An 18966-nucleotide genomic window follows, 5' to 3' on the forward strand; every position below is an offset into this window, starting at 1 on the left:
ATTCGAACCTCCGACCGCCTGGTTCGTAGCCAGGTACTCTATCCAGCTGAGCTACGCGTCCGTCGTTTAAGTATCTTTTACATCTTTACTTACCAGATGCTCTTTTAATTAACCACTTAGAGAAAAGTGGCGAATGCGGGACGTATCTTGAAAGAGTGAACCTCCGAGCGTCTGCATCGCAATTCTTTATATTTAACCACTTAAGAAAAGTGGCGGACGCGGGAGGATTCGAACCTCCGACCGCCTGGTTCGTAGCCAGGTACTCTATCCAGCTGAGCTACGCGTCCGTTATTTACAAGAAACCATTTACTAAAAAATGGCGGAGAAGGAGGGATTCGAACCCTCGATAGGGCTACAAACCCTATACTCCCTTAGCAGGGGAGCGCCTTCAGCCACTCGGCCACCTCTCCGTCTTGTGGATGCGTATAATAAAGGCTTGAGAAAATAAGTCAAACACTTTTATGGTAAAAATGGGCCGTATGCTCATAGAATGTGCAGCTTTTAAGTCATTTATATAACAGCGTTTAACTTTTCTGCACTTTGCGGCTAAAAATACGACAAAGATAGGATAAGATACAAAAAAGCCGCTCTGAAAGCGGCTTTTTATCAATAATTAGATTAGTCAGCTTGTGGGCGCATATGCGGGAACAAGATAACGTCTTTAATAGTCGGTGAGTCTGTAAACAACATCACTAATCGGTCAATACCAATCCCCTCACCTGCCGTTGGCGGTAAACCATATTCAAGTGCTTGGATATAATCATCATCAAAGTGCATTGCTTCATCGTCACCAGCATCTTTCTCTTCAACCTGACGAGCAAAGCGTGCTGCTTGGTCTTCTGCGTCGTTCAACTCAGAGAAACCATTTGCGAGTTCACGACCACCAACAAAGAATTCAAAGCGGTCTGTAATGAATGGGTTTTTATCATTACGACGCGCAAGCGGAGACACTTCCCATGGATACTCTGTGATGAAAGTCGGTTGAATAAGCTTGTGCTCAGCAACTTCTTCAAAGATCTCACATAAGAACTTACCAGGGCCCCATACACAGTTTTCAGGAGTCTTGACATGAATTTGCTTAGCAAACGCTTTTAGCTCTTCAAAGTGATTCTCTGGGTCTTTAAAGATATGTGCTTGTGCTGCTGCCGCTTCTGAGTGTTCAATGATGGCATCCGCCATTGATAAACGTGTAAATGCTTTACCAAAGTCGTATTCTATTGTCTCTACCACTTCACCGTCAGCATTTTTAATTGTATTAACAACAGTCGTTGTGCCAAGTACATCTTGCGCTACAGTTCGTAACATATCTTCAGTCAGGTTCATCAGATCATTATAATCAGCATACGCCTGATAGAATTCGATCATGGTAAACTCAGGATTGTGACGCGTTGATAATCCTTCATTGCGGAAGTTACGATTAATTTCAAATACACGATCAAAACCACCTACCACTAGACGCTTAAGATAAAGCTCTGGTGCGATACGCAGATACATATCAATGTCTAGTGCATTATGGTGCGTTACGAATGGGCGTGCCGATGCACCACCAGGAATGACCTGAAGCATCGGTGTTTCAACTTCCATAAAATCGCGTTCAGCTAAGAAACGACGAATACCTTCGATCACTTTTGAACGGATACGGAAAGTTTCACGCGTTTCCATGTTAGTGATCAAATCAACGTAACGCTGACGATACTTCGCTTCTTGGTCAGTTAAACCATGGAATTTTTCAGGTAATGGACGCAAAGACTTAGTCAGTAGTTCATACTCAACCATATCAACATACAAGTCACCTTTACCGGATTTATGTACTGGGCCTTTAACACCAATAATATCGCCAATATCTAGTTGACCATACTTGGCTTTTAAGTCTTTTTGTACATCTTTTGAAGCATACGCCTGAATACGGCCTTTCATATCTTGTAAAACCAAGAATGGACCACGTTTAGCTAAAATGCGGCCAGCAACAGAAGCTTGATGATCTAGCTCAAGCAACTCTTCTTTCGATTTATCACCAAGCTTAGCCTGTAGATCAGCCGTATAGTCTTCACGGCGGAAGCTGTTAGGGTGGCCATTAGCGTTGCAATTCTCGCGAATCGCATCCAACTTGGTACGACGCTCAGCAATGAGTTTATTTTCGTCTTGGATTTGATCTGTCATTTTTTAGCTCTTAGTTTAGCTTGTTGATTAAAGGCCTGATTTCAGGCTAGCTTCGATAAATTTGTCTAAGTCACCGTCTAAAACGGCTTGCGTATTACGATTTTCAACGCCAGTACGTAAGTCTTTAATACGTGAGTCATCCAATACGTATGAACGTATCTGACTACCCCAACCGATATCTGACTTAGCGTCTTCTTGTGACTGCTTTTCAGCATTTTGCGCTTGCATTTCAAGCTCAAATAACTTGGCTTTCAACTGTTTCATCGCTTGCGCTTTGTTTTTGTGCTGTGAACGTTCGTTCTGACACTGTACGACCGTATTCGTTGGTACGTGGGTAATACGAACCGCAGACTCGGTGGTGTTAACGTGCTGACCACCAGCACCAGAGGCACGATATACATCAATACGTAAATCAGCCGGATTAATATCAATCTCAATATTGTCGTCAACTTCTGGGTATACGAACGCAGAGGCAAATGAGGTGTGACGACGACCACTTGAATCAAAAGGACTCTTACGGACCAAACGATGAACGCCCGTTTCTGTGCGCAACCAACCGTAAGCATACTCACCAACAAAGCGCACTGTTGCACCTTTGATACCGGCTACATCACCGTCTGTTGCTTCAACCAGCTCTACTTTAAAGCCTTTTGCTTCACCCCAGCGTAAATACATACGCAAAAGCATGTTACACCAGTCTTGAGCTTCAGTACCGCCAGAACCTGACTGTAAATCTAAATATGCATCGTTGCTATCGTGTGCACCTGAAAACATTCGACGGAATTCAAGTTTTTCCAAAGACGCCAACAATACTTCTAATTCTTGCTGAGCTTCGTCAAAGGTATCCTGATCTTCCGCTTCAACGGCCAACTCTACCAAGCCTTCCGCATCATCAGCACCTGAAACCAAGTTATCGATGGTTTCTACAACTTCTTCTAAGGCTGACTTTTCGCGCCCTAAAGCTTGTGCTTTTTCAGGCTCGTTCCATACCGCCGAATCTTCAAGTTCCGCATTAACCTCTTCTAAACGCTCTTGTTTATGAGCGTAGTCAAAGGTACCCCCGAAGCAGCTCAGTACGTTCGCGAATGTCCTTGATTTGATTAATCACAGGATTCACTTCAAACATGCATATAACTCCAAAAATTTATCGATTCTCTGCGCTTACTCGCAATGCCCATTATGGCGCTACGAAGCGACAATTATTAAACGCGCCATAATAGCAAAGTTTGTTCTGGCTATAAATGCCTTTATGAGGTTATTGCGCTGATTTCTCGCACTATCAGCTGTAATGAAAACTTGCCTCTAAACTCATTAATGTCAAGCTGATAGGCCACTTGTGAATGCGTTGCTTGTGAATTCGGCCATGACCGTACATCAACGTTAAAAGCTATCGCATCGACCAATCTCCCTGATTGATGTTTGAGCACCAGTTTCAGGTGTTTTTCGCCGACAATTCGCTGTTGTATTAGCTCAAATTCTCCACAGAAAACAGGTTCAGGGAAATGCTGTCCCCAAGGTCCTGCCTGTTGTAAAAGCTGCGCGAACTCCATTGTAAAGCAATCAGCAGGTAGCATTCCGTCAGTTAATAACACACTCTGTTTGTTCTCAGCAGACAAGTTTTCACTCACGGTTTGCACAAATACTTGCTTAAAGCGTTCAAAGTTACTCTCTAAAATGGTGAGGCCGGCCGCCATTGCATGTCCGCCAAACTTCTCTATTAAATCAGGATGGCGAGTATTAAGAGATTCTAACAAGTCTCTTATATGTACACCTTCAATGGAGCGGCAAGAACCCTTTATCTCACCATTATCTCCTTGAGCGAAAACGACGGTTGGACGATGATATTGCTCTTTAAGACGTCCTGCTAGAATGCCTATTACACCTTGATGCCAATCATGTTGGTATAAGCACACCGCATCAGGAACGCTTTGACTACTTAGTACCAAACGCTCCAATACCGCTTGAGCTTCTTGCTGCATACCTTGCTCAATCTCTCGCCGCTCATGATTCAAGCTATCCAGTTCACTGGCAATACGACGTGCCTGATGTATATCCTTGGAAAGTAAACAGGCTATCCCCAAGCTCATGTCATCCAAGCGACCCGCCGCATTGAGGCGAGGTGCTAACGCGAAGCCAAAATCACTGGCCGTTAATCGCGCTGCATTTCGATTGGCAACTTCTATCAACGCCAAGATCCCTGGTCGCGTATGACCACTGCGGATACGTGCTAAACCTTGATAAACTAACGTTCTATTGTTGGCATCTAGAGCTACCACATCTGCTACAGTTCCTAACGCCACAACGTCAAGTAAAGATGCTAGATTTGGTATCGCTTGCTCTAGACGCTCAAAATAACCTTGCTCTTTTAATGTGCTTCGCAGAGCCACTAGTAAATAAAAGGCAACTCCGACTCCGGCAATCGATTTAGAGGGAAACTGGCAGCCATGTTGGTTAGGATTTACTATCGCATCAGCATTAGGTAAATGCTCACCTTGTAGGTGATGGTCCGTGACTATCACACTGATCCCTGCTTGCTTAACGATATCAATACCAGCAATACAAGAAATGCCATTATCAACCGTGATCACCAGTTCAGGTTGCAACTGCACAATTTGCTTTGCTAAGGCAGGACTCAAGCCATAGCCTAAGCTGAACCTATCTGGCACCAAATAATCCACATGTTGATAGCCAAACTGAGCTAACCCTTCCATCAGCACCGTAGTGCTCGTCGCACCATCCGCATCAAAATCACCAACAATTAATATTTTCGCCTGACTGTGTAACGCCGATTGTAAAATATCACAGGCTTTTTCAATGTCTTTTAGCAAGCGAAAATCAAGAAGCGTATTAGTTCTGTTATCTAACTCATGTGCAGATTGTACACCTCGGCTGGCGTATATTTGTTTGATAACTGGGTGTAATTGGTTTGGTAGGTGACTATCATCGACGCGCTGACGTACTTGGATGTGGGTGTTCATTAACTAACTAAACCTTAAATTTTAAGCAATAAAAAAGGCCTGACGGCCTTTTTCTCATTGACGGTATTATACCCTCAATTACGACTTCGTGCTTTTCTCTTCTAACATTTTTGATAATGAGTCTGCAGGCTGGTAACCTGGGATCAGCGTACCGTCGTCAAGAATAATAGCTGGTGTGCCAGACAAGCCAAAGCTCTGACCTAGCTGATAGTGCTCTGCAACTGGGGCACTACAATTTTCAACTTCCGCCACTTTTTGCCCTGCTTTGGCATCAGTAAGCGCTTGTGCAGCATCTTTTGCACACCACACGTTTCTTAGATCTTCGTAGCCAGATCCCTGTAGACCACCGCGAGGATATGCCAGATATTTCACTGTGATACCCGCTGATAGGTAGTCTTCTAACTCTCTGTGCAACTTACGGCAATAACCACAGGTAATATCTGTGAATACCGTGATCTGATGCTTTTCATTTTCTGCTTTATACACAATCATTGAATCTTGGTATTGCGCCACGCCTTCTTTACGTACACCACTTAGCGCTTGATCAGTTACGTTTACACGATTTTCCAAGTCAATTAAATTACCTTGCATCAAGTATTTACCATCAGCGCTGGCATAAAGTACACCTTTGTCGGTCAAAACTGTCTTTAGACCCGCTACAGGGCTGTCTTCAATACTTGAAACCGTTACGCCTAATCTAGCAAAGCTTTCTTTGATAGGATCAACAGCCAGCGGCGTGACCTCCTCAACTGAAGTAGCTTCAGGGGCTGTGTTGGCGAAGGTTGAAAAGCAGCATGCCATTGCCGCTACATACATTAATTTTTTCATATTATGCTCTTTCAATTATTATCCAGTCACCCAGTAGACCGGCAATTTTAAATAAAATTCCATCAAGCCCTAGGATGATGTTGCTGATGAAGCGTTTTTAAACGTTCACTGGCAACATGTGTATAAATCTGTGTCGTTGATAAGTCACTATGCCCCAACATCATCTGTACAACTCTTAAATCAGCGCCATGATTCAACAAATGTGTTGCAAATGCATGACGTAACGTATGTGGTGATAATGGTGACGTTACATTCGCCAAAATAGCATAGTGTTTAATACGATGCCAAAAAGTTTGACGTGTCATACCGGTTCCGCGCTTTGAGGGAAACACAAAATCGGTGGCATGTTTTACCATTTCAGGACGCCCAACCTTTAAAAACTGTTCCACATAGTGCAATGCTTCTTCACCCATCGGAACCAAACGCTCTTTGCCACCTTTACCTTTTACCAACACAACTGCTTGGCGTAGATTGATCTGTTCTATTCTCATGCCAACCAGCTCGGTTACCCGTAACCCTGTAGCATACAATAACTCTAGCATTGCTTTATCTCTGAGTCCCATTGCATCTGCTAAATCTGGGGCGCTTAGTAATGCTTCGACTTCCTGTTCTGTTAGAGTTTTTGGTAATGATTGCGTTGTTTTAGGTTGCGCAATATTCAAAAGTGGCGTGGCTGTGATCACTTTTTGGCTCAAAAAGAATAAATAAAACCTTTTTAGGGCACTGATCGCTCTAGCCGTACTGCGCGATTTTAGCCCTAAATCATGCCGGTGTGCCAAATATGCTTCAACATCTGAACTTTGTACTTCCAATAGTGAATAGCTGCTATCTATTGATTGGATAAAACAAGCAAACTTATCTAAGTCACTTCGATAGGCGCTAAGGGTATTTTCACTTAATCCCTGCTCCAAATATAAAGTGTCCAGAAACAATTCTATATTGTGTGCATTCGCTTCATTTAATGGCGTTCTTGAGATATTTTCGCTCACAGGCTTCCTGTATCAATTTAGTGCGTCATAAGGTAGACTTCGCGCCTATCATATCAGTCAATCTAAAAGTGATAAATACTATGCAAATAGGGTTATTTTACGGTTCAACCACCTGTTACACCGAAATGGCGGCCGAAAAAATAAGAGACATTATTGGTGAAGACATTGTGTCATTACACAACATCAAAGATGAACCTCTCGCCAATGCCCAAAAGTATGACTTTTTGATTTTCGGAATTTCTACTTGGGACTTTGGCGAGTTACAAGAAGACTGGGAATCGTGTTGGGATGATATTGACAGTGTTAACCTAGCAGGTAAAACCATCGCCTTGTTTGGGATGGGTGACCAACAGGGTTATGGCCAGTGGTTTCAAGATGCTCTGGGTATGTTACATGACAAGATTGCGCCACAAGGGGTTAATTTTTTAGGTTACTGGCCCAATACTGCTGATTATGAGTTCGAAGAATCCAAAGCGCTAACTGATGATGGCAAATATTTCGTTGGGTTAGCTCTTGATGAAGACAGCCAATATGATAAAAGTGATGAACGTATTGCCAACTGGATCACCCAAATCATGACCGAATATAGTGATTCACTTTAATATGGCATATAGTGTTTAACCTGTGAATCAACGAAACTGCTCGTTAATTCGTTTCACAGCCTGATTAATCTCATCTGCGGCTGCTAGCTAGGATCTCCGCTGCACTTACATTAGTTGTAATTGACGTCTGGTGTATATCTGTGATGCTAGCGCTAATCTCTTTGATGGTTTGCCCTTGCGTTTTAGCCGCTCGTGTCAACTGCTCATTTTGCTGGCTTATTTGAATACTCTGGTTGTCGTTTTCAATACTCTGTACCGCAGTTTTAAACCCCGCCAGAAGCTAGGTGATAAAAATGTGTGATTTACCACCTTATCCAAATAAAAACAAAAACAAAATTATCAAAAGGTTAAATAGTTATCTGGTGCCGTATTCATTTTAATTCCATGATAGTTCTCTTAGCCAAATCCTCATAAATGGGAACCCCAAATCAGGGTCTACCATATCCCATACCTTCAGCAGAGGAGTGCCAAATGCCTCCCCATCAGAAAATATTTTGACATAATGTTCACTTGCCCCTTTGTAACCATTGGGGTGAAAAACAACTTCCAGTGGCAAACCTATGAACTTGATGGCGGCTACTGACCATGCAATCGCAGCCATTTCTTCGCCTTGCATCCAGCTTTGGTTCCGGCCACTTTTGTAAATATCACCACTCATCAAGTGCCTTTCTGTAGGCTCACAGACTGCGATATGACCCGCTTCATGAAGAATATCTCCAGGATAAAGCAACTTTGCGGAGTCAATTTGTAATACGCCCCGTTCTAGTCTCAGCCCTGGCAAAAACGTTTTTTGCTCAATTGCGCATTCCTGATACGACAAACCTATCTGCTTTAAAAAATCCAAAATAGCCATAACTGTTGCTTGCATTACCTAGGTCCTTTTATTCAATACGGTTACCAATAAATAAGGTATATATTACTTTGTGCCCACTTTAAATTGTCATATTTGTAATAAGATGTAATTTGCTTTTGTCATTTTATTACTATAATTCATTGAGCCAGTTTACTGGATGGTAAGGAAGCTTGTGTATAACCTACTTATAGGTCCCGTCTTTGCAGCAGTCTAGCCTCTTGCACTTTATGTAATGCAGTAACCCGTAATCACTGTTTACTTTCAATAACTCAGGGGCGAGTCATGAAAAACAAAAGCAATGCCAAATTTACGTGGCACAAATATCTATCAATTGTAAGTTGTGGTTTGATCCTAGCGCTACCCGCTAAACAAGCTTTCAGTGCGTCATCGCAAACTGTCAGTTGCAAAGCACCTTCAAGTTGGTTTTCAGGTGATCCTGGCATTCCCAGTGAAGTACCGAATAACGGCAATGATTTTTGCGATTTTTATCACTTTACTTGGCAATCATTTATCAGTCTGATGTCTCCATATAAGAGCACCTCAGTTAACTCCCAGAACAATGCAGAAAATAGAAACTTTTCAAATGCAAGTGATTATCCACTTTATGAGCTGGATGAAAAAGGTAATCCAGCGAACTCATGTGACGACACAGTTACGGGTGTAACTTTGAAAAACGCATTGGCTAAAGGTCATAGTTTTATTCACGGTGAAGCAGGCGGTGGGGATGTAATTTTCGACCAAGTGGGCAATATCGTTTATTACGATATGCGCTTTAGCCGCAACATGTGTGATGATGCAGAGCAAATAAAAAGTGCCACGAATTTCCCCGGCGGTACAACCGAATTGAAAACAGCTTGGAAAGTCTTAACCGAAGCAGACAATCAAGCCGACTATCTCGTATGGAACAACCCACAAGGCGTCCCAGCCGATACCACTCTTGGTTTAATTGGCTTTCATTTCGCCATTGCGACGCCCGATCATCCGGAATTTATCTGGGCAACATTTGAGCATAACAAAAACGTACCAGACTGTAATAAACCCACTACTAATACAGGCTGGTCATTTATCAGTGAATCATGTTCAGCAGCTCTTGCTAGCGGAGATAATATGGCACTTTCCAAGTGTCTGAATCAAGCAGCTCCTAACGGCACACTTACTGGTGTCCCCACAGAAATATGTCGCGTCTATCCAAATGGTACAGCTGCCGGTGACTGGAAAGCAGAAGAAAATGTTAGCGATATTGTATCTATGAACGACAGTGTTCATCAGCAGCTGACTGGGGATATGAGTATTTTCAAAAACTACTTTAATGTTGGCGCTATTTGGGTGAGTGATATCAACAAAGATTCTAGTGTAAATGGCGATGTCAGTAATCAGCGGGGTTCACTACGTTTGGCCAATACTGTTGCTGAAACTACATTCCAATGGGTTGATACAAATCCAGAAACGAATCAAGGGTTTGCCTCAAACTGTTTTGGCTGCCACGGTTATGCAGGTATCGATACGGTGAAAAATAAGAACACCACATCAGGGTCTTTAAGCCACATTTTTGACAACATTGTTGTAGGTATGGGCCAGTGTGTCGATGTTCAAGCAGGTCCGATAACTAACCAACAGGATGCAGTGAAAAAATGTAAGGGTACTGCAGATGACCAAGGCGTATGTCCAAACCTAGCTTTAACATGGAATGGTCAGTGGACTACCACTCAAGAGGGCGTTATGTCAGTGTGCGGTTGCTGCAAATAACTTAATCTACATGCATCTGAGCCAATAGCCTATCTCCGATAGGCTATTGGTTCGGTCTTATCAAAGGCGCACCATGGCATGAAATTACTTTTCTATCCCCAGTACCCAGATAAAGAGTATTATTCCATCACTCATATCATCAATAGATTGAACTATCAGGTAACCCGTGACTTAACTGCGTCATTTGATATGGCTTTTCTATGGAGTGATGTGACTGAGCTTGACTGCCCAGCCGAGCTACTTGAAGCCGTCGGTGACAAGCACATCATCAATCGAAACTGTCTCGATATCAGTAAAAAGCATGTTGAGCAATTACAGTATGCGGTATTTGGTTATGGCAGCTTTATTGACCCATTAACCCATTGTGGAAGGTGTGTTGAAAAACCCAATGCGAACGGCGTTAAGGGTGGTCGAGTGATTAATACACCGATAGAACATTGTGATGAAAGTAAAGTTTATCAAGCACTTATTGACTCTACAATAGGTGACTACCAGCAAGAATATCGCGTACCTGTTATTTTTGGTCAACTCCCTATAGTTTATTTAGTACAGCAAACCGTCGCTTGCGATAAGTTAGATAACAGAGCGCAAAAACCACCTAAACTTTTGGGCACCCATACGGTATTTAGTTATCAGGAACAAATAAACATTACCAAGTTTTGCCAACTAATCGGTTTAGACTTCGGCGAGCTAGACATTGTAAGGTGTGCGCAAAGCCAGCGTTTATTCATTCTTGACGCCAATAAAACACCAGCCGGATATGGCATGTTGAACTACTTCCTATGGCAACACCAAGATAAAGAGACTGCATTAGATACGTTGACAGAAACCTTCGATAGAGCAATCAATAAATTGTTAGTTAACGACTCAACTTGTGAGTTTTCTAATCCAATCGGAGCGCATAACCTATGAAAAAAGCATACTGCTTAGCCACAGTAACCTGCGACAACTTCGCGCTCGGTACAGAAGTATTAATTTATAGTTTTTTAAAATATAACCCTTGGTTCGAAGGTGACATCGTGATCTTCATTGACCATTTGTCTTCGACCAACAAAACACGCTTAAATGCCCATTATCCGGTAAAATTTATCGAGCGTTCGAAGCAAATTGAGCAGGCGACCAATAGGTTGCGCAATCATTTGCCGCAATTGCGCGCCGATCTGCATCTACGGTTATTATCACTTGAAGTACTGCGCTTACGCGATTATGAAAAATTGGTATTTTTAGACAGCGACGGCATGTGCTGTGGCGACATAAGAGACGTATTTGAACATCCAAACGAGTTTTTAGCCGCACCGGATGGTTTCGCCTACGAACATAAAGCTAACAAGTTACTTGCCAATACCCAATCCCCTCTTTTAGCGATCCCAAAAAGTTACGGGCAAAGCAATCTGACCAACACCTTTAACTCTGGTTTTATGGCTATTTCAAAAAGCTACCTAACAGGTGAGCATTATCAAGGTATTGTTAGACTCATTGATGACCTTTCCCTTTGGCGTAGCTTTGGTGTCAAAGGTTTTACCGATCAAATGCTATTTAACATCTACTTTAAGAACAAAGTAAAGCTAACGGACGGCCGCTACAACTTTATGCCTTTTATCGAGCAATACATTCAGCAGCTAGACAAAGTAACCATGCTAGATGCCAAGTTCATTCACTTTGCTGGGGTTATTAAACCATGGTTCAACTACGACGATAAAGAAATTCTTGAGCTAGCCCCCCACTACCTCAAATACTTACATCTATGGCGTGATGTTTGGAATGAATGCACACTAGGAACAGATAATCAGTTTGCAGCATGGCGTATCAAGCAGCAGTACTACTGGACGGAAAACTATGGTGCAAAACACCCAACGAGTATGCAGGCACTGTCAAATGAATATGAAGAGCAACCTGCAGTAAAGTTAGTTAATCAATTATAACAACGTATGACCCTATCTAAATACGCTAGGTATGTTTAAAGAAAGGCTATAGAAAAGGAGTGCTTAGCACTCCTTTTTCATAGCTACTTACTTTGTGTTGCCATATATTTTTGTGCCGCAGTACTTAAGCTAATACCATTTTGATCAAATGCTTCAGCCTTAAAACCACCTCGACTTTCCAAATTATCTTTACTGATTAGAAAGCTAAAAATACTACTTTTTGTGCCACCCGCATTGGTATACTTCGATTGACCGTGACATCCCATACATCCGCCCATCACAATGTTATTTTGCTCCCCATGACTAACGCCAGGAACAACCAAGTTAGGTACATTCTGAATGTTTGCCGCAGTGTCCCCAGCTCTTGGGTTTGGCAAACAATTTACACTAGGCTGTCCAGATGCTGGAACAGGTTTATCACAGTTCACAGTATTCGGTGGCTGTGGAAGTGGGCCCGGAGCCCCGCCTTTAAATAACTGAATGCCTGGTTGACTACTTTCAATCACATTGTTTGCTAAAAAGAAGTCTTTCGTCAGCGGATTAGCTTTACCTGCTACACTGCTGTCTTCGTTTGCAGGTAAAGGTTGAACACCTTTGAGTTGATAATACTGCCACACAGAGTTACCAAACTGGCCGGATTGCGCCATGGCGTTTTTCACCTCTTGATTTACGCTAATCACTGCATTAGTGATAGTCGGTGGCTGAACAACTTTGATAGGACCCGCAGAGGTATCTGTTGGCTGCGTATAATTACCATTAATAAAATCATAACCATTTGCAGGCGTAATTTCGCCGGCTTTTGGTAAAGGCAATTGCACTAAGTTTGTGCCAGTGTTCACAATCGCATGTGGTGTTGACGACACTGTGCTTTGATAACTCAATTGATTATAGGTGGTATAAAAGTAGAGGCCCGTATCAGCGCCGTTTGGCTTTTTCAAGTTATCTACGTGCTCAAACGTAGAAAACACAAACGCTTCGTAATTCTCCATTTTTCTGATGATATGCAAGCCAATCAGACCAAAGGTGGCAACATGCGGCTCAAGAGCACTCTCCTCACCTTTATAGTACACAGCTTCAGCAGTATGGTAACGGCCAGATTGCGCCAACTCATCACTCAATACCCGCCATGCCGCTTTTATTTCTATGGTTTCATTCGGTAAGTCAAAGCTTTCTAACGGTTGTCCTACAGTAACATTTAACCCTTTAATGTAATCATATTCTGTCTGGTTTACCTTCGCTTCAAACAACACTTCATAGTCGTCATAAGGGTTAGTAGAGGGCGTGCTGCCGTTTTTTGGGAAAAAAATCTTATTCTGACCAATTTGAGAACTCTCATCGAGATTATTAAAGCGCGCTTGGTTCGATGACACACTTACGTTTAACAAGTCGTACTGTGGTAATAGAGTCGGAAAATTCCCACTGGCTTTGGCTTCTTTTGGGAATAACTCAGAACGGTGAGCGTAACTTTCCCAAAGCAAAATATTGCTACTGAAGTTATCTGTTGAGCTCTTCCCAGAGTGATAAAAGCGAGGGTTACCCGACGTCACAAAACTAGCGTCAGGATCGACCGTCCCCCTGACTACAGGGGAGACATCAGTCGGCCCTGAATTAGATTTTTTAGTCGGTGAGTTCAAGTAGATAAATTGCCGCCAAGCAAAACGTGCAAACTCTTCATGACTTATTGGGTCGTCCAACTGGTATTTTGGTGGTGGTGCAGGCAGTTGTGCAGGTGTTGCAGTTAAATCAGTTGGGGTGATAGCTGCCCCTCCGGGAAAGCTCTGTGCCAAAACGATGCTTGAACACATGATCAGTGCTCCCGACAATGCAGCCTGTGAAATAAGCTTAGTTAAGCCTTTTACTTGCGTATTCATGATGAATTCCTTTTTGACGAGTATTAACCCTGAGAGTTAAACCATTGCAGTGACAGACTAGTGTCGTTGTAATCAGGTTCTGGCCCCCCCTGATCATCGGTTACAAATAACGTACCACCACCATAAACGATACCATTGAGATCAAACTCAACGGTGCTTGCCGCCACCAAAGACGTTTTTGAATGGTCGTTCTTAAACTGGATTTGGTAGCCTGATTGCATGATGAATTTACCGTTACCATTGGTAAACAAATTCACGCCTGTTCCTTGCCCCGTAATGGGAAATGTATGTGATTGTCCATCAAACGTTTGGAATGTAATAGGCTGACCATTGGCATCAATAATTTGTATCTGCTGCTGGAATTGTGCCTGATGAGTGGCGCTAAAAATTACTAGTTTTCCTGCTGGAATACTTAAAGCTTGAGGTGCTGACCAATTAGACATGTTAATTTCCTCTTCAACAATGCGTTTAAACGAGCATCTACTCGCAGTGAGTTAAATAAGCATTCAGTATTTTTTGCTTATTGTGTTTACAGGCACGGCGTTATGCTCAGACAGCGCCGACTACGCATGTATTCCTTTTGATGATTGCACTACTCATAGTCATGAAGAACTGAGTGCATATCTCCAGTTTTTTTAATCCGAATTAACCGTTGGTCTTGCCAAGCGTATATTCCCTGACAGGGATGAATGAAAGGTTGCTTGAGCACATTGCTGTAACCCCCCATGTATTGAAACACCACAAAATCACCAGCCTGTACAGAGCCCCTTACACCTTGGCAAATTACATCCTTTTCTATACAGGTGTTACCAACAAGATCGAATGTCTCGCTTAAGTTTGTAGTTGAACGACTACCTGGCTTCGGTATGATCTGGACAGGCAAGGTTTCGCCTTGCCATTTATGATTGACGTTGTGATTACTACCATTTATAAGCGCCAACGCTCTGCCAGCTCGACGCTTAACTTCCAATACTTGTGCAACAAATACCATAGCGTTTGACACCAAGGCAGTGCCTGGCTCAAGCAATAGTAACGGTTGGCTTTCACCCTCTTTTAATCCGTACTGAGCCCTAATTGGAGAGCATATGACATCAGCATATTGTTCAAAGGTTGCAACACTTTGCCCATATTGTCTTGCTAAAGAGTCAGGCATCTCCCCAAAGAAACCACCGCCCGCATTTATAAAATGAGGAGACGTTGATTTAAAAAACGTTTTGCTGGCGCTGAGTAGGCCGCTTATACGAGAAGAAAAAGATACAATGCTGCGTGACGAGTTAGAATAATGACTGTGAAACCCAACGATTTGGCAATTCTTGAGACTTTTTTGCCAATTGACTAATTTACTCATGTTAGCGTTATCACAAGTGATGCCAAAGCGAGATTCACCTCCTTGTGCGATCGGATAGGTAATTCGCACGCCAATTCGAAACTGACGCTGAGGGTAGCGCTTACATACCTTTTCAACCATAGCCAGTAAATACCAGGCATCGGCATTGAACAGCGCCCCTTCAATCATCACGGTTTCAACAAACTGCTGACTATGAACAGGCCCATTAACAACCACTTGAGAAGGATGATAACCAACCACCTTTGTGGCCATGTCATACTCCATTTTCGACACGACTTCAGCAAAACAGCCAAGCGCTTTGAGATGGTGACACAACGCAGGGGTGTAGTTGGTTTTGAATGAGTAAGCTATTTGACACGCTTCGTATTGCTCAGCAAAGCTATTTCTAAACTTGTGATAATTATCACTGACCTTGTTCAGATCCAACAAATAATAGGCATCCTGTGCGATATCCGCCAATTCTTTCAACTGTGCATGGCTAAGGCATTGCAAACGTTCCACAGACTTTTCAAAGCTCGGAACATGAATATCTGTATATTCCTTATACGTTTGCATATCTAACTCCTTATACTAAATATCTTTGTGTGGCTTGCTGCCACAAACCTTGCGCTTTAAGTAATGCAACGAGCACCTCTCGCACAGCGCCTTGCCCACCGTTTGCTTGTGTTGTCCAATGCGCAACCTCCTTGGCTTGAGCAGTTGCATCGGCTGGGCATACTGCTATTCCAGCGCGACGCATCACCGGGATATCCATCAAATCATCCCCCATATACAAACACTGCTGCGCACTTAATTGATAACTTTCAAGCACTCGTTTAAACGCATCAAGCTTTACAAGTTCGCCAAAACAACACGGTGCCATGCCAAGCTCTTGCGCATGTTGTGTATTTGCAGGATCTGCTCTACCTGAAATGATCCCTACGGGAATACCCTCACGGATAGTCATGCGGATCAAGTGATCATCCTGAGAATGAAAAAACTTGATCCTAACATCCCCCCCATAACCAACCAGACCATTTGTCATTACACCATCGATGTCTAGCAACACCATGCGGATCTGTTTCGCTTTTGCACTATCCATATTCTCTCTATTATCCTTCTAAACTAGTCAATTGAGAGCGCAATGCAGGCTCATCGCAACACAGTAGCTCTTGATAATTTGCAATCACTTCTCTTAAATCTCTAGGAGTTTGTTTACGACTTTGAGCGATTAACGGCGCATTACTCATATTTAGAAATTCAAGCACGATCCGCTGCTGTGATGAGGTTTTGATAGCCTCATACTCCACCTCACACCACTCTTGCCCAGAGCTATGTAACGTGTCTCTAATATGCTGGTAGTAAGATTTATTCAAAGCAATGTCTGTCTGTAGTTGCTGGATGTCTACCTTAACCTGACAGCGCGCTTGAGGAGGAGAAACCCCATAGTCTTCCCACACTCCACTTTGTTCAGCTATCAATTTAGAAACGTGGACTTTGAGCTGGTTGCGACGCTCAAGTATGATTTTTTTTATGCTTGAGTCGTGGAGTAAACGGGAAAATACGGTTTGATTCTGACAGTGAGTCATTTTAAACCCTACTGCTTTGTGACCTAAATCTAATTGCCAAATACGCTCTAAACAACTCAGAGGCTGTGCATCCCTGTGACGTATATCGTTTGCCACACTAAATTCACCTCCGCGCAACGACAATGCGTAAAACACCCCTTTGGGATTAAAAATCTCATGATGGCACAAAATATCAGGATGAGATTGCAACATGGTACACAGCATGTTGCTGCCACTGCGTGGCGCTGACAGTATGACAAAACGTTCTATTTGCCCACTAAACATATGCGGGCTCGGAGGTTTTTTGCGTCATAGAGCGTAAGCTATTAACTATTATCAACTGTTTGGGGTCAACCAAGTAAATAGCCCCATCATAAGAGGTCGCAGCTAAAAATTCACCGTGGCGCACCACCGCACTAATACCATTTTTGGCAATACAATTACGTATCACAGAGCCGTTCGTTAAGTCGACCTTTAATAACTCCCCCCAGTAGTTGGTAATAATAACCGTGTTTTGATCCAGAAACAGTAAGCCCTTCGGTGAGCGCTTTCCTATATGAATACAGTGATGTAATTTGCCATCCTCAATACCATGTACTTTTAAAATAAAGTCACGTCCAGCGCTTGCAACGTACTGTCCACTTGGGTCTATCACCACATCATCAATAATCGCCGTATGGCCTAAATAACGCTGTAAAATGTTCCCCTCAAAATCCCAGCTCACCAGCTCCCCTTCTGCACAGCAACTTACCCCTAAACGCTGGTGAGGATGTAAGGCAAGGGCTTTGACTGCATTGTCATGAGCTGCAATTTTTTTAAACTGTCTACCATCGCTGGCCAAATGTGCAATTTTTCCGCTATAACAGGCTACAAACAGATCCCCTTCAAAACCGCTATGATGAGCACTGACAATACTGTTAATCGGCCCTTCGTTTAACGCAATGCTGGCTTGTTCATGTAAGTTTTGATGTGAGCGTTCAAATAAATACAAATGTTGATTATGGGCACCGACAATGACCTTTTGCATTTGCGAACAAAAATGCACTGCATTCATCAAAACACGTCCGCTTTGCGGACTATACTGGGTATGCCAGCGTGCCTGCTCTATCGTGAGCAAACCTACTCGAATGATGCCATCATCACTCACCACGACTAAAGAGCCATCGCCTTTGGATGCAATATCATTAAAACAAGCGTTACCAAATGCGTGTTGGGCACCCAGATGGTGTATACACGCCCCAGATGTCACATCCCAAACAAATACAGTACCATCAAAGCTCCCTGCAATTACCCGCTTACCATCTGACGCCCAGTTAAACGAGCGCTCCCATAAAGTATTTTTACTTTCTAATTGTCGGATCTGCTTAAAGTTTTGATGATCCCAAATCAAAATTCGTTGGTCGTAGGCCGCCGATAAAATATCACCATTTGTGGGTGAAACAGCCACCTTTTTAATGGCTGATGTGTGGCCTTCTAATTGCGCTATTAGTTCATGCGTTTGCAAATCGAATACCCGAACGATGCCATCATCGCACCCTAGTACCAGTCGCTGATTTTGCTCATCGATTGCACAGCTATCCGTTTCCGTCGTGAAGGGACCAATCTTAGCCAGTTGCTTGCCCGTGTTGATATCCCATACTCGTAGCGTCATATCATCGCCAGATGTGTATAACTTTCCAGCAAAGTAGTTGACCGACAACACATCTTTTTCATGTCCCAAGATAACCCGTTCAATGGCTCCCGTATCAAGATCCCATATCATAATTCGCCAATCTCGAGACACAGATGCCCCTAAATGGTCATTGATAAATACAAAGTCTTCAACATCATCGTCATGTCCCTTGAGAACACATTTCAGGCTTTTGTCAGCCAAATCCCACAAGTATATGTTGTAATCTGAGGAGGCACTGGCAGCCAAAGTCCCATCCTGATTAACTGTAACTCTATTGACCAAGTGTTCATGGTAGCCAAGCAGTTCAACCTGCTCAGTATCAATATCAAATAATGCAACGGCACTATCGTAGCCAGAAGTAATAATTCGCTGACTATGACCTACTTGAGCTGCACAAGTAACCGGACCACGATGATATAAAAATTGTTCTGAAACACTCATAATCTATTC

Annotated in this window: 16 protein-coding genes and 2 tRNA genes; 4 read left to right on the forward strand and 14 right to left on the reverse strand. The window is 43.0% G+C overall.

All coding sequences use genetic code 11. The features are described 5' to 3' along the window. Positions 1–210 precede the first annotated feature (210 nt). From BIW53_RS00745 to xerD, 7 genes are all read right to left on the reverse strand, one after another. Positions 211–287 (reverse strand) — tRNA-Arg (locus BIW53_RS00745). Positions 288–317: 30 nt separating this feature from the next. Continuing rightward, positions 318–410: transfer RNA gene (locus BIW53_RS00750), tRNA-Ser, on the reverse strand. Between the two features lie 208 nt (positions 411–618). After that, positions 619–2160, reverse strand: a complete 1542-nt coding sequence (lysS, locus tag BIW53_RS00755; protein ID WP_070989695.1) for a lysine--tRNA ligase — start codon at positions 2158–2160, stop codon at positions 619–621. Positions 2161–2187: 27 nt separating this feature from the next. Continuing rightward, positions 2188–3286 (reverse strand): peptide chain release factor 2 gene (gene prfB / locus BIW53_RS00760; protein WP_139158752.1). Its coding sequence is split into 2 segments (ribosomal slippage): positions 2188–3210 and positions 3212–3286, totalling 1098 coding nucleotides; the frame shifts between segments, so codons are not numbered across the junction. 121 nt (positions 3287–3407) lie between these two features. Beyond that, positions 3408–5138, reverse strand: a complete 1731-nt coding sequence (gene recJ, locus BIW53_RS00765) for a single-stranded-DNA-specific exonuclease RecJ (RefSeq protein ID WP_070989699.1) — start codon at positions 5136–5138, stop codon at positions 3408–3410. A 78-nt stretch (positions 5139–5216) separates the two neighbouring features. Continuing rightward, positions 5217–5966: a bifunctional protein-disulfide isomerase/oxidoreductase DsbC gene (dsbC, locus tag BIW53_RS00770; RefSeq protein ID WP_070989701.1), complete on the reverse strand. Its 750-nt coding sequence runs from the start codon at positions 5964–5966 to the stop codon at positions 5217–5219. Between the two features lie 62 nt (positions 5967–6028). Next, on the reverse strand, positions 6029–6955 hold the full coding sequence (gene xerD, locus BIW53_RS00775) for a site-specific tyrosine recombinase XerD (protein WP_070989702.1): 927 nt from the start codon (positions 6953–6955) through the stop codon (positions 6029–6031). A gap of 80 nt (positions 6956–7035) precedes the next feature. On the opposite strand from xerD, the gene fldB reads away from it, so the two are divergent. Next, positions 7036–7557, forward strand: a complete 522-nt coding sequence (fldB, locus tag BIW53_RS00780) for a flavodoxin FldB (RefSeq protein WP_070989704.1) — start codon at positions 7036–7038, stop codon at positions 7555–7557. Positions 7558–7933: 376 nt separating this feature from the next. On the opposite strand, the gene BIW53_RS00785 is transcribed toward fldB, so the two are convergent. Further along, on the reverse strand, positions 7934–8425 hold the full coding sequence (locus tag BIW53_RS00785) for a hypothetical protein (protein ID WP_070989706.1): 492 nt from the start codon (positions 8423–8425) through the stop codon (positions 7934–7936). A gap of 267 nt (positions 8426–8692) precedes the next feature. Between BIW53_RS00785 and BIW53_RS21020 the strand changes: the two genes are divergently transcribed. The 3 genes from BIW53_RS21020 (at position 8693) to BIW53_RS00800 (ending at position 12078) form a co-directional block, all read left to right on the forward strand. Further along, on the forward strand, positions 8693–10156 hold the full coding sequence (locus BIW53_RS21020) for a mannan-binding lectin (protein WP_217495700.1): 1464 nt from the start codon (positions 8693–8695) through the stop codon (positions 10154–10156). A gap of 78 nt (positions 10157–10234) precedes the next feature. Continuing rightward, positions 10235–11068: a hypothetical protein gene (locus BIW53_RS00795; protein ID WP_070989709.1), complete on the forward strand. Its 834-nt coding sequence runs from the start codon at positions 10235–10237 to the stop codon at positions 11066–11068. Further along, the gene (locus BIW53_RS00800) at positions 11065–12078 is read left to right on the forward strand and encodes a glycosyltransferase family 8 protein (RefSeq protein ID WP_070989710.1); all 1014 of its coding nucleotides are present in this window, start codon (positions 11065–11067) and stop codon (positions 12076–12078) included. Before BIW53_RS00795 ends, BIW53_RS00800 begins: the two co-directional genes overlap by 4 nt. Before the next feature lie 83 nt (positions 12079–12161). Here BIW53_RS00800 and BIW53_RS00805 read toward each other — a convergent pair whose 3' ends face one another. The 6 genes from BIW53_RS00805 to BIW53_RS00830 form a co-directional block, all read right to left on the reverse strand. After that, complete coding sequence (locus tag BIW53_RS00805; protein WP_070989712.1) at positions 12162–13949, reverse strand: hypothetical protein; 1788 nt, start codon at positions 13947–13949, stop codon at positions 12162–12164. 23 nt (positions 13950–13972) lie between these two features. Beyond that, positions 13973–14392 (reverse strand): hypothetical protein, encoded by a 420-nt coding sequence (locus BIW53_RS00810; protein ID WP_070989714.1) that lies wholly within the window; start codon positions 14390–14392, stop codon positions 13973–13975. 149 nt (positions 14393–14541) lie between these two features. Beyond that, positions 14542–15852 carry a type III PLP-dependent enzyme domain-containing protein gene (locus tag BIW53_RS00815; RefSeq protein WP_070989716.1) on the reverse strand — a complete coding sequence of 437 codons (1311 nt, stop codon included), beginning with the start codon at positions 15850–15852 and terminating at the stop codon, positions 14542–14544. Between the two features lie 10 nt (positions 15853–15862). Continuing rightward, entirely contained in the window at positions 15863–16378 is a 516-nt protein-coding gene (locus BIW53_RS00820) for a KdsC family phosphatase (RefSeq protein WP_070989718.1), read from the reverse strand. A 10-nt stretch (positions 16379–16388) separates the two neighbouring features. Next, positions 16389–17129, reverse strand: coding sequence for a hypothetical protein (locus tag BIW53_RS00825; RefSeq protein WP_070989720.1), 741 nt, complete (start codon positions 17127–17129; stop codon positions 16389–16391). Further along, complete coding sequence (locus BIW53_RS00830) at positions 17122–18957, reverse strand: WD40 repeat domain-containing protein (RefSeq protein ID WP_070989722.1); 1836 nt, start codon at positions 18955–18957, stop codon at positions 17122–17124. Before BIW53_RS00830 ends, BIW53_RS00825 begins: the two co-directional genes overlap by 8 nt. Positions 18958–18966: the final 9 nt, after the last annotated feature.

It is taken from the genome of Pseudoalteromonas byunsanensis, assembly GCF_001854475.1.
GTDB lineage: Bacteria > Pseudomonadota > Gammaproteobacteria > Enterobacterales > Alteromonadaceae > Pseudoalteromonas > Pseudoalteromonas byunsanensis.

Coding starts and splice junctions, on each gene's coding strand:
- dsbC (WP_070989701.1), bottom strand. CDS start 5,966: ATGAAAAAATTAATGTATGTAGCGGCAATGGCATGCTGCTTTTCAACC.
- BIW53_RS00815 (WP_070989716.1), bottom strand. CDS start 15,852: ATGCAAACGTATAAGGAATATACAGATATTCATGTTCCGAGCTTTGAA.
- BIW53_RS00785 (WP_070989706.1), bottom strand. CDS start 8,425: ATGCAAGCAACAGTTATGGCTATTTTGGATTTTTTAAAGCAGATAGGT.
- recJ (WP_070989699.1), bottom strand. CDS start 5,138: ATGAACACCCACATCCAAGTACGTCAGCGCGTCGATGATAGTCACCTA.
- BIW53_RS00795 (WP_070989709.1), top strand. CDS start 10,235: ATGAAATTACTTTTCTATCCCCAGTACCCAGATAAAGAGTATTATTCC.
- BIW53_RS00830 (WP_070989722.1), bottom strand. CDS start 18,957: ATGAGTGTTTCAGAACAATTTTTATATCATCGTGGTCCGGTTACTTGT.
- BIW53_RS00805 (WP_070989712.1), bottom strand. CDS start 13,949: ATGAATACGCAAGTAAAAGGCTTAACTAAGCTTATTTCACAGGCTGCA.
- BIW53_RS00800 (WP_070989710.1), top strand. CDS start 11,065: ATGAAAAAAGCATACTGCTTAGCCACAGTAACCTGCGACAACTTCGCG.
- BIW53_RS00810 (WP_070989714.1), bottom strand. CDS start 14,392: ATGTCTAATTGGTCAGCACCTCAAGCTTTAAGTATTCCAGCAGGAAAA.
- BIW53_RS00825 (WP_070989720.1), bottom strand. CDS start 17,129: ATGTTTAGTGGGCAAATAGAACGTTTTGTCATACTGTCAGCGCCACGC.
- lysS (WP_070989695.1), bottom strand. CDS start 2,160: ATGACAGATCAAATCCAAGACGAAAATAAACTCATTGCTGAGCGTCGT.
- BIW53_RS00820 (WP_070989718.1), bottom strand. CDS start 16,378: ATGGATAGTGCAAAAGCGAAACAGATCCGCATGGTGTTGCTAGACATC.
- BIW53_RS21020 (WP_217495700.1), top strand. CDS start 8,693: ATGAAAAACAAAAGCAATGCCAAATTTACGTGGCACAAATATCTATCA.
- fldB (WP_070989704.1), top strand. CDS start 7,036: ATGCAAATAGGGTTATTTTACGGTTCAACCACCTGTTACACCGAAATG.